This window comes from Pseudoduganella sp. R-31 (assembly GCF_049913235.1).
In the GTDB taxonomy this organism is placed as follows: domain Bacteria; phylum Pseudomonadota; class Gammaproteobacteria; order Burkholderiales; family Burkholderiaceae_D; genus Rugamonas.
Genome location: NZ_CP183986.1, coordinates 2655803 through 2670184, shown reverse-complemented (window position 1 = coordinate 2670184; position 14382 = coordinate 2655803). Strand labels below are relative to the sequence as shown.

Sequence of the window (14382 nt, the reverse complement as noted above, 5' to 3'; positions counted from 1 at the left end):
TGGTACATTTTCAAAAAATAAAAAGTCAACAAAAATTTTTAAGGAGACGACAAAAATGGGAACGATCCCAACCACGCGGATACTGATCGTTGGCGGCGGCAGCGCAGGCTGGCTGTGCGCCGCTTACCTGGCCAAGATGTTCGGCGACAGCAAGCAAATCACTCTGGTGGAAGCGCCCGAAATCGGCGCCATCGGCGTGGGCGAAGGCAGCTTCCCCTCCCTGCGCGCCACGCTCGCGGCGATCGGCATTCCGGAGGCGGAATTCATTCGCGAATCGAGTGCCACCTTCAAGCAAGGCATCACCTTCCAGAACTGGCTGCACGGCGAAGAGCACTACTTCCATCCCTTCTCCATGCCGAGCCAGCGGCCGGGCGCGCCGGAGCTCTTGCCTTACTGGCTGCAAGGCTTGGCCGGCAACAAGCCGTTTGCCGAAGCAGTCACCATGCAGAAGCGCGTGGTAGATGCGCAACGCGCGCCGAAACGTCCCGGCGACAGCGACTACAACGGCCCGATGAACTACGCCTACCATTTCGACGCCGCGCGCTTTGCCGGCCTGCTGGCAAAGCATGCGCGCAAACTCGGCGTGCGCCACGTGCAGGATCATGTCGAAGGCGTACAGCTCGACCTGGATGGCGCCATCGCCAGCGTCGACACCCGCGAACACGGCGCGCTCATGGCCGACCTCTATATCGACTGCTCCGGCTTCCGCGCCCTGTTGATCGGCGGCGCACTTGGCGCGCCGTTCCACAGCGTGAGCGATATCCTGCTATGCGATACCGCGCTGGCCGTGCAAGTGCCGCATCCGGCGCCCGATACGCCGATCGCCTCCGCCACCATCTCCACCGCGCACGAGGCGGGATGGACCTGGGACATAGGACTGCAGGAACGGCGCGGCATCGGCTACGTCTACTCCAGCCGCCACACCAGCGACGAGCGCGCCGAACAGGTGCTGCGCGCCTACGCCGGCCCAGCCGCCGAAGGCCTGAACGTGCGCAAGATCCCCATGCGCGTGGGCTACCGCGAACAGCATTGGATCAAAAACTGCGTGGCGATCGGCCTGGCTGGCGGCTTCCTCGAACCGCTGGAGGCATCCGGCATCGGCCTGGTCGAAACCGCGGTGCACATGCTGGGCGCCCTGTTCCCGCATAACGGCGAAATGGCGCCGGTGGCGCGCCACTTCAACCAGTTCATGGGCGAGCGCTATGCCCGCATCGTCGACTTCATCAAGCTGCACTATTGCCTGAGCAAACGCCGCGAACAATTCTGGATCGACAATTGCGACCCCGCCACCTGGACCGACAGCTTGCGCGACAAGCTGGCCATGTGGCGCTGCCGCCCGCCGCAACGCATGGATTTCCTGACCGATTTCGAGATGTACCCGCCCACCAGCTGGCAATACGTCTTGTATGGAATGGACTTCCCGAAAGCCATGCCTCCCCTGCCCGGTCTTGAACCGCTGGCAGAAGCCGCGCGCCAGGAATTCGCCAATATCGCTGCAGTGTCGGCACGGGCAGTGGCGGACCTGCCCGACCATCGCGCCTTCGTAGACCTGCTATGCCGGCATGAAAACGCTTTCAGAAACGATTTTCATACTATTCGTGCAACAGTAATTCATTAAGTCGAAGTTGCCGCTGTGTTCTATGGTAATCTCCATTTGAAAAGCTTTTCAGAATGAGAAATCCTTTGAACGACCACTCCACTGCTCCATCGCCCGCCACGCTGACCGACGTCGCCCGCCGCGCAGGCGTTTCCCCCAGCACCGTATCGCGTATCTTGAACGGCACCGCCAAGGTCGCCGACGATAAACGGCAAGCCGTGCTGGCCGCGATCCGCGAACTGAATTTTGCACCCAACCAGATGGCGCAAAGCCTGAAGCACGGACGCACGATGACGATCGGGATCGTGGTGCAGGATATCGCCTCACCCTTCTTCGACGAGATCCTGCACGGTGTGGACGATGGCCTGAAAGGCACCGGCTACGCCTCGGTAATCGTCAGCGGCCACTGGAACGCCGACGAAGAAGCGGAGCGCATCCGCCTGCTGCTGGCGCGCAAAGTGGACGGGATCATCCTGCTGACCGGCCGCATGACCGACGCAGCGGTGCTGGGCTTCGCCGCCCAGCGCCCTATCGTCTCGCTGGGCCGCGTATTGCGCACCAACCGCGCAATCGGCTTCGCGCTCGATAATGAACACGGCGCCTGGCTGGCCGTACGCCACCTGATCGAAATGGGCCATCGCCGCATTGCCCACCTGGCCGGGCCGGGCGAGAACCGCGACTCGGTCGAGCGCCTGGCCGGCTACAAACGCGCGCTGAAAGAAGCCGACATCGATTTCGATCCGGCGCTGGTGGTGGAAGGCGACCTGCAGGAGGCCGGCGGCCTGTTGGCCATGAATCGACTGTTCGACGGCGGCCATCCCTTTACCGCCGTCTTCGCGGTGAATGACCAGACGGCTTATGGCGCGCGGCTTTTCCTGTATCGCAAAGGCATTCGCGTACCTGACGACATCTCGCTGGTCGGCTTCGACGATTTGCCCGGCTCCTCCTACACCACGCCGCCGCTGACCACCATCCGCCAGCCGCTGTACGTGATCGGACAGACGGCCGTGCAATCGATGCTCGGCCTCATCAACAGCGAGGAAGTGGAAGGCACCATCCCGCCGGTGGAGCTGGTGGTGCGCGAAACCACCCGGCGCATCCGCTAAGGCTTACGGCAGGCGGCGCACCACATCGCCGCTATCGACCTGGCCTTGCTTGACCTTGAGCCAGTTCTTGCCTGTCAGGCGTTCGAAGGTATTGAACGGCGATGGCAGCGCATCGGCATCGAAGCCCGGCGCGTTTTTCAGGTCATAGTGCAGGTGAACCAGGAAGGCATCGCCGGAAAAGCCCATTTCTCCGACCTTCTGGCCAGCCTTCACGATATCACCGGCCTTGACCGCCACACTGCCCTGCTTCATATGGGCCAGCAAGCTGATTTCGCCGTTGCCATGTTCGATCTCCACGTGGTTGCCCCACATGATGCTCGGATCAGCGATGAACTGCTCCTTGCCAAACGACGGCCCCTTGCCTTTGGCATTGTCCGGGATTGTGCCGACGGCGCGGATTACCTTCCCGCCAGCCGGTGCCAGGATCGGTTTGCCCCAGCCATACCAATCGTCATTGCGCGATCCATCGCCCTTGAACATGCGCCCCTGGTCATCGGTGGCCACGAAGTCATAGCTGTAACGCATGAAGTTGCGCTTCCATTTCAGCGCCTGCGCCATAGGGTCCAGCAACGGCAGGCGGCGATGGTGGCCGTAAAAATCGTGTCCGTCATGTACCAGGACCGGCCCGGCAACGGGCAGTTGCAGCTGCGCTTTCGGCTTGTAGGAAGTTGGCGCTACCGGGATTTCGACCGTGTATTTGGTATCGTCGCCTACGTCGAACTTGAAGGTATAGCGCAGGCGCGACAAATCGAGCTCCTGAGGGAATGCATACAGGGGATTGAAGACCAGCTCCGACTTGCCCGGCTCAATAAAACGGTTCGGCACCACCAGCACGCTGCGGCCATTGGCGCCTACGCGATACTGCGCCACCAGCTTGCCGGCGTCGCCCAGCACGGATACTTCGACCTCGCTCAATTCAACCTTATCCTGGCTGTCATTCTTGATCAGGAAGTCTATGTTCAGCAATTGCTGGCCTTTGCCCTGCTCGATCAGCGGCTTTGAAGGCGCCACGCTCACCTCGATCGGAGCGGCCATGGCAGCACCCAAGGTCAAGGTCATTGCGGCAAAAGCGATGGCATGCAGTTTCATTCGGTCCCCCAGGGTTTTAATCGTGGGCCGACCATACCGGCGCAGGCATCCCGGCGCGGGAATTTGCGACGAACTGCACGATTCTTGGCGCGATCCGCTCCGGGAATGTATAATCCAGCCCTCCGGAAGCGTGGCCGAGTGGTTGAAGGCAGCAGTCTTGAAAACTGCCGACGGTTAATCCCGTTCGTGAGTTCGAATCTCACCGCTTCCGCCAACGTGCTTTGGGACTTGGTCGCGTGACTTTGATCCTGATGTGCAGTAGTAGTGCAGTAGTAGAAGTACCTAGTGTGGATGGGGCCGGAATCGAAACCTTACCAACTACCTAGGAGCAGCAAATGATTAAGATTAAGTCGTTGTTTCAGCGTAACTACGACGGAAATCGTCAAGTTCGAAACGAAGTCGTGCCGGGATCCGAATGGGTCACCGAAGGTACCGGCTACGCAACCCGTAAATGGGATGGCTTGGCTGTGCGGTTGAAAGATGGCGTGATCTTTGTACGCTACGACGCGAAAACAGGACGCACCCCTCCCGCCGGCTTTGAGCCTGCTCAACCACAACCCGATCCTGAAACCGGTCACTGGCCGGGCTGGGTCAAGGTGGAAGGCAAGAACTTGAAGAGGATCATGGCGGCCGTAAAAGAAGGCCTGCCTGATGGGACGTACGAATTCTGCGGTCCTACGGTCGGCACCCGCCATGGCGCAAATCCTGAACGGTTATCTGAACACCTGCTGGTACCTCACGGCAAAGATGTACTTGTTGATTGCCCTCGTGATTTCGATGGCCTGAAGTCTTACTTGACCAAGAATGTGATGGAAGGTGTGGTTTGGTACCACCCGGATGGTCGCATGGTGAAGATCAAGGCTGCTGACTTCGGAATTGTGAGGTAAGCCTGACTGATGGGTTGGTGGTAATAGATGACCATCAACCCAATTTTTTTGACCACGATCTACCATGACCGCATCCCGCCGCTACAACAAACGCCAACTCAAGAAAAAACACCTCGGTGAGTTCCAGGAACTCGGCTTCCTCGTGGAAGCACAAATCGTGGGCCAATTGTCCATGGCCGAACACAATGCGCTGATCCATCAATTCCTCGACGAAGCAATCGAGCCAAACGGCCTCGCTTTTGGCGGCGGCTACAACGATGATTTCGGTGGCATTGTGGTTTCGAACAAAGCCTACGGCAAGGTTGAAGAACACCATCGCACCCTGGTTCAGGAATGGCTTGCCAAGCAGAGCAAGCTGACCGACGTCAAAGTCGGCGAACTGCGCGATGCGTGGTACGGCTGGGGTTAAGCAGTAAGCGTCACACCAGTTGAGGGCAGCCAAATGGCTGCCTTTTTCATGTCAAGCTCTTTGCAACCGCTGATGTTCAGCTACAGTCATGATCTGCCCTCCTCTCCGGAAATTGCATATTTGACACAATATATGCCGGTTGGGAATGCGTAACAACAGTTATGAGATTTCTTTTGGCGTCTTGTTAATTGCAGATTACAGGCAACGACGTTCCGCAACTTGGGACACTTCATTAAGTCCGCGACTTCGCAATACTCCCGCAGCGCATGATTATTCGATTGCGTTGCCGTAATCGAGTGATTACAATGAATGTAATCGAATGATTACACGAGTTGCCTATGAAGGCTATCAAAAGCACGCAAAAGTATCGGGACTGGATGGCCAGCATCAAGGATGTCAAGACAGCGGCGATCGTTGCGTCCAACGTCGAGAAGTTGGAAAGGGGTCTCGGCGACGTCGCACCGGTTGGAGAAGAGGTCAGTGAGATTAGGGTCGACCATGGGCCTGGGTATCGGGTCTACTTCGGCGAGCTCGCCGGCCAAGTAATCATTCTGCTCGCAGGCGGCACAAAAAAAGGGCAACAAGCCGACATTGATGACGCAAAAACGATGTTTAAAGAATTGAAGAAACGGGCAGCCGCGAACGCAGCGGCGAGACCGGGCGCAAAATCGACATCAAAGTCCGTACAAAGATAGTGCCACTTAAGCACACACTAAGTTCACTCACATAGCACAATAAGGTAAGCAAGGAGAAATGTATGTCCGATCAAAATATTACTGTGTCCGACCTTGACGGTCTGGGCCTGGAGGACTTCGACCCTGCGGAATACCTCACCAGCGAGGAGGCCGCCGCTGTTTATATTAACGAAGCCCTGGCAACAGGCGATGCAGCGTTTCTCGCGTCCGCAATCGGTGACATTGCCCGCGCTCGCGGCATGACTGAAATTGCCAAAAGCGCTGGTATTACCCGGGAGGCGCTGTACAAGGCGTTGCGCCAGAACAGCCAGCCACGCATGGAAACTATCGCCCGAGTTCTTGGCGCAATGCAGTTACGCTTGGTGGTCGAGCCAATTCCTGCTGAATTAACAAAGGCAGAAGCGACTCAACAGATAGATTCACGAAAAGTGGAAGTGCGTCACCTGTCACCAACAGCTCGAAAGGCACCACCTAAGCGAGCGCCGGTGCATTCAATGCCGGCTGCAAAAGCCATGACGGTCGAAGCGACTCCGGCCAACGCACCAGCCAAGTCAGCGGCAAAGAAGACTCCCCATGCACCTGCAAAGAAAGGTGGGGCAAAGAAAGCTCCCACACCCGCACAGCACCCGCATAAAGCCTACGGCAAGGCTTAAGAACACCATCGCACCCTGCTTCAAGAAAGGCTTGCGAAACAGAGCAAGCCCGATTTGCCACCAACGGGGTGGCTTCAGTCTGCCGCCATGCAGCGGGGAGCGCGTCTGGCGCGCATCACAAAATGTCGGCGGAATCACATTGTTTGTTGATGCGGAAGATGGAGCGGCATCGTTCTACGAAATTATGGCTTCGTTGCGTTTCCCGCTGATCCTGATACTCTCGTGTTTCCATTTCTTTGAAAGGCCGCCATGCATAGCTGCTTGAAGATTTCGACACTCTCCCTCCTTCTGATGCTGGCCAGCGCAGCAAACGTGCAGGCCGCCGCCACGCCAGACCGGCAGTTCATCAAGGTCCAACTGGATGCCGCCGCCAGCCCTGCCACCCAAGGCCGGCTACTGGTGTTTGCGAGAGAGGCCAAATCCGCCGAAGCGAACGCGCTGGAGAAGTCCAAGCAAAAGTCCAATGCAGTGACGGTAGTAGATGCCGATCCCTTTGCTGCAACTGAAACTGCTGTCACGGCGCGGGAAGTTGGCCGCCTCCACCCAGGAGAAAGCGTAGGCATTGACGGAGACGACATCGCTTTCCCGCATCCATACTCGCAATTGCCTCCCGGCGACTATTACGTTCAGGCGGTGCTTGACGTGGATCACAGCTACAACTACACAGGGCGTGGCGCGGGCGATCTGGTCAGCGACGTCGTCAAGGTGCACTTGCCAACCAAGGAAGCACCCACGATCCACTTGGCCCGAGCCCTGCCCGCAACCGATCCGTGGACGCGGGAGTCCGCTTCCGCCGAGGAGCGCGCGGCGCTGGATGCAGCCCGTCCGCACGCCCAGCCTATCGCGTTCACCAGCCCTGCCCTGAGCGCTTTCTGGGGCCGCCCTGTCAAAATGGATGGCTGGGTCCTGACCCCGCCTGGCTATGACGCGAAAGCGAAGGAGACCTATCCTACGGTTTATTTCACCCACGGATTTGGCGGCAATGCCGCCTACCTGGTGCCGATCATGGCGGACATTTTTAAAGGCATGGCAAGCGGGAAAACGCCGCCCATGATCTGGGTGCTGCTGGATGAATCGAGCCCCACCGGCACGCACGAATTTGCAGACTCTGTGAATAATGGCCCTTGGGGCCAGGCGCTGACGTCCGAGCTGATTCCTCAGCTGGAGTCAAACTACCGCATGGATGCCAACGCCAATGGACGCCTTCTGAACGGCCACTCGTCGGGTGGCTGGGCAACCCTCTGGCTGCAGACGCGCTATCCAAAACTGTTCGGCGGAACCTGGTCCACGTCGCCGGACCCGTCGGACTTCCACGATTTCACCGGTGTAGACTTGTACGCACCGCAGGCCAATGTCTTCCGCAAGACCGATGGCAGCGCCTATCCGCTGGTGCGTGACCACGACAAGGTCCTTGGCACGTTTGAGCAGTTCGCCAAGCTGGAACGCGTGCTGGGCAGCTATGGCGGCCAACTCGCCTCAATGGAATGGGTGTTCTCGCCGCGCGGCCATGCCGGAGCGCCGCAGCCCATGTTCGACCGCGACACGGGCAACGTCGATCCCGCCGTAGTCGCTTATTGGCGGGAGAATTTCGACATTGCCCACCGCATGAAGCGCGATTGGCCTGCACTGAAGGCCGACCTCGATGGAAAGATTCACCTGATCGTGGGTACCGCCGACACTTTCTACCTGGATGGTTCGGCCCGTCGCCTGCAAGCGGTGATGGAAGGCCTGAACGCAAAATCGGACTTCCGCTTCGTCTCCGGCAAAACGCATTTTGACCTCTACAAAGAGGGCGAGAACAAACTCGCCCTGCTGGAGAAGATCACTTGGGAGATGTATTCGGTAGCGCGGCCCAAATCCCCATTAAAGCCGGGGAACCCCTAAAAGCAGGGCCGCGCACTCATCATGGCTTGATTGCGACTTCCTTTCCGTCGTAAGTGACCTCTTTGTCGGCAACATCGAGGCTACCGGAGGTCGAGGTGCCCGGCTTGATGAAGTGAACCTTGAACTTGCGCGCCGCCACCATGCCTGGATACTGCCCTTCCCGCTTACCGATCGTTACGACACCGGTCTTCGCGTCGTAACGTAGCGGGATGCGGGTGTATTCGCCGCGCGTATAGCCGTTGCTGACGCCGTCGTCTTCGTAAAGCGAGAAGTCCCCGTCGGCCCCCGTGTAGATCTTCAAGGTAACCGGCGCATCCGGTTGCTGGTCCACATACTGCTGCACCGGCACCGTAGGAATGATCGCGCCAGCTTTCACGAACAGCGGGATGCGCGAGGCGGGCGCGGCAGCTGTGATTGTCGAGCCGCCTTGGTGCACGGCGCCGGTGTCGAAGTCATACCACGACGCCCCCTTGGGCAAGTAGACGCTGCGTTCACGGGCGCCGTAGCTGGTCACCGGGGCGACCAGGATGTCGTGGCCGAACAGGTATTGGTCCTTGATGTCTTTCACACGCTCGTCATACGGAAAGTCCATCACCATGCCGCGCATGATGGTGCCGGACTTGTGATAGGTGTCCGACGCGGTCGCGTAGATATACGGCATCAGGCGGTAGCGCAGTTTCAGGTACGACACCATCGAGTCGCGCATCTCCGAGCCTTCCGGCGCGATATTGTAGATCTCGCGCTTGACCACTTCGCCGTGCGAACGGAATAGCGGCGAAAACGCGCCGAACTGGAACCAGCGCAGGTTCAGCTCTTGCCATTCCTTCAGGTCGGCGGGATCGATCTTGCCGCCGCCGGTCCCGCGATTCTCCTGCGCCGAACCCACGTCGCCATACTGGTAGCGGTTCTCCTGGGCGTAGCCGCCGATGTCGTGCGTCCAGTTCGGGATGCCGGACATCGACATGTTCACGCCCGAGGCAATCTGGTCGTACAGGTTATTCCAGCGGCTGGCCACGTCCCCGCTCCACACGGCTGTGGCATTGCGCTGGATGCCGGCAAAACCGGAACGCGACAAGATGAACTGGCGCTTGTCGGGCTGGTCGCGCTTCAAGCCTTCATACATGCCTTGGGTATGCACCAGGCTATACGGATTGAAGGTGACCTCGCCCGGGCCGTAAATGGTCGGGCCGATCAGCTTCTTGAAATCCTCGGGGCGCGTGTTGGACAGCACGTCCGGCTCGGTATTATCCATCCACCAGGCGTCAAAGCCCAGGTCCACCAGCTTGTGCTTCATTTGGCGGTAGTAGATGTCGCGCGCCTCTTGCGCATAGGGGCTGTAGTGACTGTTCTTGTAGCCAGGACCAACCCAGTCCAGCGCTCCGTCCTCCACGTTCTTCGTCCACATATGGCCTTTGGACGCGAACTCCTTGTAGTTGTCGGTCGTGTCGTAGTATTTGCCCCAAATGGAGATCATGATGCGCGCATGCAGGCGGTGCACTTCGTCCACCATGCCCTTCGGGTCCGGGAAGCGGGTCTTATCGAAGTCGTGCGAGCCCCAGGCGTTTTCCGGCCAGTAGAACCAGTCCTGCACGATATTATCCAGCGGCCATTGGCGCCTGCGATATTCGTGCAGGGTGTCGAGCAGCTGCTGTTGGGTTTCGTAGCGCTGGCGCGATTGCCAGAAGCCATAAGCCCATTTCGGCATCATGGGCGCCTGGCCGGTCAACTGGCGATAGCCGCCGATCACGGAATCCATGTTCGTGCCGCGGATCACGTAGTAGTCGATGCCTTGTGCGATTTCCGAGGACAGCGTCAGCGAATGGCGCTCGCGATCCGGCATGGGGTCGCTGTGCGTCATGGCCACCATGCCGCCGGATGGCTTCCATTCCAGTTTCAGCTTGACCGGCTTGTCCTTGGCCATATTGAGCTCGAAGTTGTGGTACCACGGATTCCAGCCCTGGCGCCACACATCCAGCACCTGCTTGCCGTCGATGGTCAGCGTGGCATAGTCGGATGCGTACAGCTGCATTTTGTGGACGCCCGGCTTGTCGCTGGACAGCGTGCCTTCCCACACCACCTTCACGTCCTTCAGGTTTTTCACTGGGCCGAGTTCTTTCGGCCAGTTTTCCGCAACGTCCTTCAGGTACTGATAGGCGATATCAGGTTCCTGGCGGGTCAGCGCCAGCTTGCCGTCCACGTAGTAGCGCGCGGTCAGTCCACCCGCTTTGCCTTCCGCATCTACCAGCTTCAGGTCGCGCTTTAACGGCCCATAAGGATGCGGGTTGCCGAAGCGCGAGATGGCGTTGTTGTCCCACAGGACGCCGTAGTTCTTGTCCGAGACCGCGAAGGGCACGGAGGCGATCATGTTGTGCTGGGCCAGCAGCACATCTTCGCCGTTCAGGTTCATCTGGGCGTTCTGGTGCTGGCCCAGGCCGTAGAACGCATCTTTCGTACCGTAGTTGAAGCCCTGCTTGATCGCCACGAAAGGCTTGCCGCCGACTTCAATCGGTTCAATGGATTCCGATGCCTGGCTCAGGAACGGCTTGCCTCCCGCATCCGAAAATTGCACGCTGCCGGTCGCCAGCGACACGGCAGCAGCAATCTTGTTAGCCTGGAGGATCACCGTATCGCCCTTGCGCTGGACAGTGAAACTGCAGCTGCATGGCTTGGCGACCGTCATCAGCGATGGCGTCAGCGCCTTGCCGCCCTGGTCCAGTTTCAGCACATGGATGATGTTGTCGTCCATGAGCTCCAGGCGGACTTCCTTCGCAGCGCCGCGGTCCGGTTTGACCACCAGGCCATGGGCTGTTTGTTCGAAGGTGCCGGCGCCTGCACTGCCGGCCGCCGCCAGGGCACACAACAGCGCGGCCCGCATCGGTTTAAAACGCATTCTCTCTCCTGTGATTAGAACGAATAACGCAGCTTGACGGCGTAGCGCGGGCCCGAAACGAACCATGCGCGCCCCATCATGCCGGTATGCTGCTGCATCAACTGGCGGTACTTGGCATCGGTCAGGTTGGTGCCTTCAATGCCAATGGTTGCCTTGTCGTTGATCTGGTAGAACACCGAGGCATCCAGCTGGCCGAAGGAATCGGCCCAGGTCGGAAGCGCCCAGTGCAGCACGTGCTGGCCGAAAGTCGGGCTGGCCGGATTGGTGTCGGTGGCGTCGCCGCCGTTGGTGCCGTTCACGTCGATCGCCTGCAGGTTCCTGGAACGCCAGCTGTAGGCCACGCGGGCCGACCATGGGCCTTTGTCGTACAGCAGTGCGATGTTGTAGGCATTCTTCGACAGCAGTGGCAGCGGCAAATCGTTGAAGGTCTGGCCGTTGGTGTCGCAACCATTCATGCTGGTGTTCAGGCCAGCGGCCTGGCTGCTGCCGCTGCAGTACGGCGAGAACACCGGGGTGTACAGCTTCTGCTTGCTGTCCACGTAGGTGTAGTTGGCCTGCATGCCGATGCCGGACATCCAGCCCGGCAGCTTGTCGAAGTACTGCTGGTAAGCCAGTTCGATGCCGCGCGCGTGGCCCTTGGCGCCGTTCACCGGACCGGTCACGACAAAGTTCTGCAGGTTGCCCGATACGTCAGGGATCTGGTAGACCAGGGACTGCTTGAGGATCACGTCCTTGAGCTGCTTGTTGAACACGGCCACCGTGAACGAACCCACGGGCGAGAAGTACCATTCGGCTGTCAGGTCGGTCTGCCTGGAGGTGATCGGCTTCAGTTGCGGGTTGCCTTTGGCCTCGCCCGACTGGTTGACGCTGTTGATGGTGGTGACGCCGCCGTTGTTGGTGATGTCGAGCTTCTGCGACAGCGAAGTGTAGGCCTGCAACTGGTCAAAGTCCGGCCGCGACATCGCACCTGCAAAGCCGAAGCGGAATTGCAGCTTGTCGCTGGCCTTCATGCGCAGGTTCAGGCTAGGTAGCACGTTGTGGTAGCTGTTGTCGAAGTCCTGGGCTGCCTGGTAGGCCGGGATCAGGGCAAACGGCAGGCCAGTCACAACGTTACCGGCTGGGATGGTGTAGTCAGGCTTGAAGGTGACGTAGCCCTGGGCGGTCATGTCGGTCTTCACATAGCGCACGCCAAGGTTGCCGTCGATCGGGTACTTCAGTTCATCGAAGCCGAAGCGCACCTGGGTATAGAAGGCCTTGGTCTTTTCCGACTGCACGTTGGTGCCGGCCGGATCGGTGCCGAACGTGGCGGCCTTCCACGGGGTGCAGCTGGAAGAGTCGCCGTTATGCGCTTCGGTACACAGGATGTCGTGGTATTTGTGCAGCGCTGCATAGCTGTCCGGATAACCATTCGCCAGCGAGACCGCCGGGAACACCAGCGATGGCACCTGCATGTTCTTGTTGAAGAAGTTATTGAAGGCATGCACCTCGGTATTGCCGCTGAACCGTGGGTCGCCCAAGTAAGCAAGCTGCTTGATGTCTCCACCAAGTTGCCATGTCTGGGTGATCGGCGACCAGTTGTAGCTCGGGTTGGAGTTCATCGTCACCGAGTCCTTGTTGGACAGGCGGACGCCGAAGCGGATGTCCTTCAGGAAGGGATGGTCTTCGAAGTCGTAAATGGCATCGCCCTTCCACGACTTGCCGGTGGCTTTGGAGCGATCCAGGTGCTCCATGGTGAAGGCCCAGTAGTAATTCCTGGGGTCGGCCAGGTGAGCCAGGTCGGACTGGTCGAAGATCAGGCGCGGGACGTCGCCGCTCAGGTCGACCTGTTCCTTGGCCATCTGGATGCCGGTCGCCACGGTGGAGTCCAGGCTGCGGGTCTTGGCCTTGATGTACTGCAGGTCGGATTTCAGGGTCCAGCGGTTCGCAGGGCGCCAGGTAACATTCCAGCCGATGTCCGTGGTGTCGGACTTGCGGTTGGCGGTACGGGTGTCGCCGCCAAAATTGATGCCGCCATCGGCCGGATCGGTCAAGGTACCCGTCAGCAGGTTGCCGTTCGGGCCGTAGGTGGCATCGGGGCTGACGCGGATGTTGTACGGGCTGGCCTGCGAGAAGATTGCGCGCTCATCCCATTGCATCTGGTACTTGGACTTGAAATAAGTCAGGTGCGACTTCAGCGTGGAATCCTTCTGCCATTGCAGTGCGCCGTAATAGCCCTCGCGCTTGCGGTCGAATTCCAGTGTGCGCCATTGCGCGCCCTTCGGCACCCACACCGTCTTGCCGTTGACGACGTCGGTGCGCGGATAATAAGGCTCGACCTGGAAGGCGTCGGTGCGGGTGGCGCTTTCCGAGTATGCCAGGTCGACCAGCGCGCCAAACTCTCCTATCGGCGTTTTCCAGCGATCCGATGCCAGGATCGAGCCGCCCGGCTTCTTCTTGCCGCCCAGCTCATTGTACGTGTAGTCGGCGCTCAGGGAGACCTTGGAGCCTTTGTAATCGAAGGGTAGCGCGGTGCGCAGGTTGACCAGGCCGCCGATCGAGCCTTCGATCTGTTCTGCGGAAGGGTTCTTGTACACGTCCACGCCGGCCATCAGCTCCGGTGGAACGTCCTCGAAATTCAGCGAACGGCCGCCATTGGCGGAGAAGGAATCACGGCCATTCAGTTCAGAGCGCACATAGGTCAGGCCGCGCACGGTCACGCCGGAGCCCTCCACCGAATAGTGTTCCGGGTCGCCCTTGGCCATGGTGCGGTCGATCGCCACGCCGACTACGCGCTGCAGCACTTCGGTGATGGAACGGTCCGGCAGCTTGCCAATGTCTTCGGCGACGATGGAGTCGACGATTTCGTCTGAATTGCGTTTGATGTTCTGTGCCGATTGCAGTGCCGCCCGCTGGCCGGTCACCACCACGACTGACGAAGGCTGGGCCGCATCGCCCCCCACCTGGGCCATCGCGGTGCTGGCGGTAAGCAGTGCAAACTGGGCCGCGGCGAGGGCAATAGCGGTCTTCCTGAGGTGAGTCTGATTCACGCTGTAGTCTCCTTTTTTAGTATCTATCTCGTGGTTTTCCACTGAGTGATTGGAGTTTGCTTTGCTATTTTTGCGTTCGCAATTATGAAATTCACCAAAGCTGAAAACGTTTTCAAACAATTACCCGGATTTCCGAACCATAGACC

10 protein-coding genes and 1 tRNA gene are annotated in these 14382 nt (G+C 59.3%); 8 read left to right on the top strand and 3 right to left on the bottom strand.

Annotation, left to right across the window (positions count from 1 at the left end; all coding sequences use genetic code 11):
- The first annotated feature begins 55 nt into the window (after positions 1-55).
- Together ACN9MY_RS12190 and ACN9MY_RS12185 are read left to right on the top strand one after the other, a co-directional pair.
- Positions 56-1618, top strand: coding sequence for a tryptophan halogenase family protein (locus ACN9MY_RS12190; RefSeq protein WP_426322632.1), 1563 nt, complete (start codon positions 56-58; stop codon positions 1616-1618).
- 65 nt (positions 1619-1683) lie between these two features.
- On the top strand, positions 1684-2703 hold the full coding sequence (locus tag ACN9MY_RS12185) for a LacI family DNA-binding transcriptional regulator (protein ID WP_426170951.1): 1020 nt from the start codon (positions 1684-1686) through the stop codon (positions 2701-2703).
- A gap of 3 nt (positions 2704-2706) precedes the next feature.
- Here ACN9MY_RS12185 and ACN9MY_RS12180 read toward each other — a convergent pair whose 3' ends face one another.
- On the bottom strand, positions 2707-3792 hold the full coding sequence (locus ACN9MY_RS12180) for a M23 family metallopeptidase (RefSeq protein ID WP_426170949.1): 1086 nt from the start codon (positions 3790-3792) through the stop codon (positions 2707-2709).
- A gap of 124 nt (positions 3793-3916) precedes the next feature.
- Between ACN9MY_RS12180 and ACN9MY_RS12175 the strand changes: the two genes are divergently transcribed.
- The 6 genes from ACN9MY_RS12175 to ACN9MY_RS12150 all read left to right on the top strand — a co-directional run bounded on the left by ACN9MY_RS12175 (position 3917) and on the right by ACN9MY_RS12150 (position 8320).
- A tRNA-Ser gene (locus tag ACN9MY_RS12175) sits at positions 3917-4006 on the top strand.
- A gap of 121 nt (positions 4007-4127) precedes the next feature.
- Positions 4128-4679 carry a hypothetical protein gene (locus tag ACN9MY_RS12170; RefSeq protein ID WP_426170947.1) on the top strand — a complete coding sequence of 184 codons (552 nt, stop codon included), beginning with the start codon at positions 4128-4130 and terminating at the stop codon, positions 4677-4679.
- Positions 4680-4743: 64 nt separating this feature from the next.
- Positions 4744-5088, top strand: a complete 345-nt coding sequence (locus ACN9MY_RS12165) for a YggL family protein (RefSeq protein ID WP_426170945.1) — start codon at positions 4744-4746, stop codon at positions 5086-5088.
- 338 nt (positions 5089-5426) lie between these two features.
- Positions 5427-5783, top strand: a complete 357-nt coding sequence (locus tag ACN9MY_RS12160) for a type II toxin-antitoxin system RelE/ParE family toxin (protein ID WP_426170943.1) — start codon at positions 5427-5429, stop codon at positions 5781-5783.
- A 62-nt stretch (positions 5784-5845) separates the two neighbouring features.
- Positions 5846-6436, top strand: a complete 591-nt coding sequence (locus tag ACN9MY_RS12155) for an addiction module antidote protein (RefSeq protein WP_426170942.1) — start codon at positions 5846-5848, stop codon at positions 6434-6436.
- Positions 6437-6697: 261 nt separating this feature from the next.
- A complete protein-coding gene (locus ACN9MY_RS12150) occupies positions 6698-8320 on the top strand; it encodes an alpha/beta hydrolase (protein ID WP_426170940.1) in 1623 nt (540 codons plus the stop codon).
- A gap of 19 nt (positions 8321-8339) precedes the next feature.
- Here the strand turns inward: ACN9MY_RS12150 and ACN9MY_RS12145 are convergent, their stop codons facing one another.
- Positions 8340-11210, bottom strand: coding sequence for a TIM-barrel domain-containing protein (locus tag ACN9MY_RS12145; RefSeq protein ID WP_426170938.1), 2871 nt, complete (start codon positions 11208-11210; stop codon positions 8340-8342).
- Positions 11211-11224: 14 nt separating this feature from the next.
- Positions 11225-14236, bottom strand: a complete 3012-nt coding sequence (locus ACN9MY_RS12140) for a TonB-dependent receptor (RefSeq protein WP_426322626.1) — start codon at positions 14234-14236, stop codon at positions 11225-11227.
- Between the last annotated feature and the right edge of the window lie 146 nt (positions 14237-14382).

Coding starts and splice junctions, on each gene's coding strand:
- ACN9MY_RS12180 (WP_426170949.1), bottom strand. CDS start 3,792: ATGAAACTGCATGCCATCGCTTTTGCCGCAATGACCTTGACCTTGGGT.
- ACN9MY_RS12190 (WP_426322632.1), top strand. CDS start 56: ATGGGAACGATCCCAACCACGCGGATACTGATCGTTGGCGGCGGCAGC.
- ACN9MY_RS12155 (WP_426170942.1), top strand. CDS start 5,846: ATGTCCGATCAAAATATTACTGTGTCCGACCTTGACGGTCTGGGCCTG.
- ACN9MY_RS12170 (WP_426170947.1), top strand. CDS start 4,128: ATGATTAAGATTAAGTCGTTGTTTCAGCGTAACTACGACGGAAATCGT.
- ACN9MY_RS12145 (WP_426170938.1), bottom strand. CDS start 11,210: ATGCGTTTTAAACCGATGCGGGCCGCGCTGTTGTGTGCCCTGGCGGCG.
- ACN9MY_RS12160 (WP_426170943.1), top strand. CDS start 5,427: ATGAAGGCTATCAAAAGCACGCAAAAGTATCGGGACTGGATGGCCAGC.
- ACN9MY_RS12165 (WP_426170945.1), top strand. CDS start 4,744: ATGACCGCATCCCGCCGCTACAACAAACGCCAACTCAAGAAAAAACAC.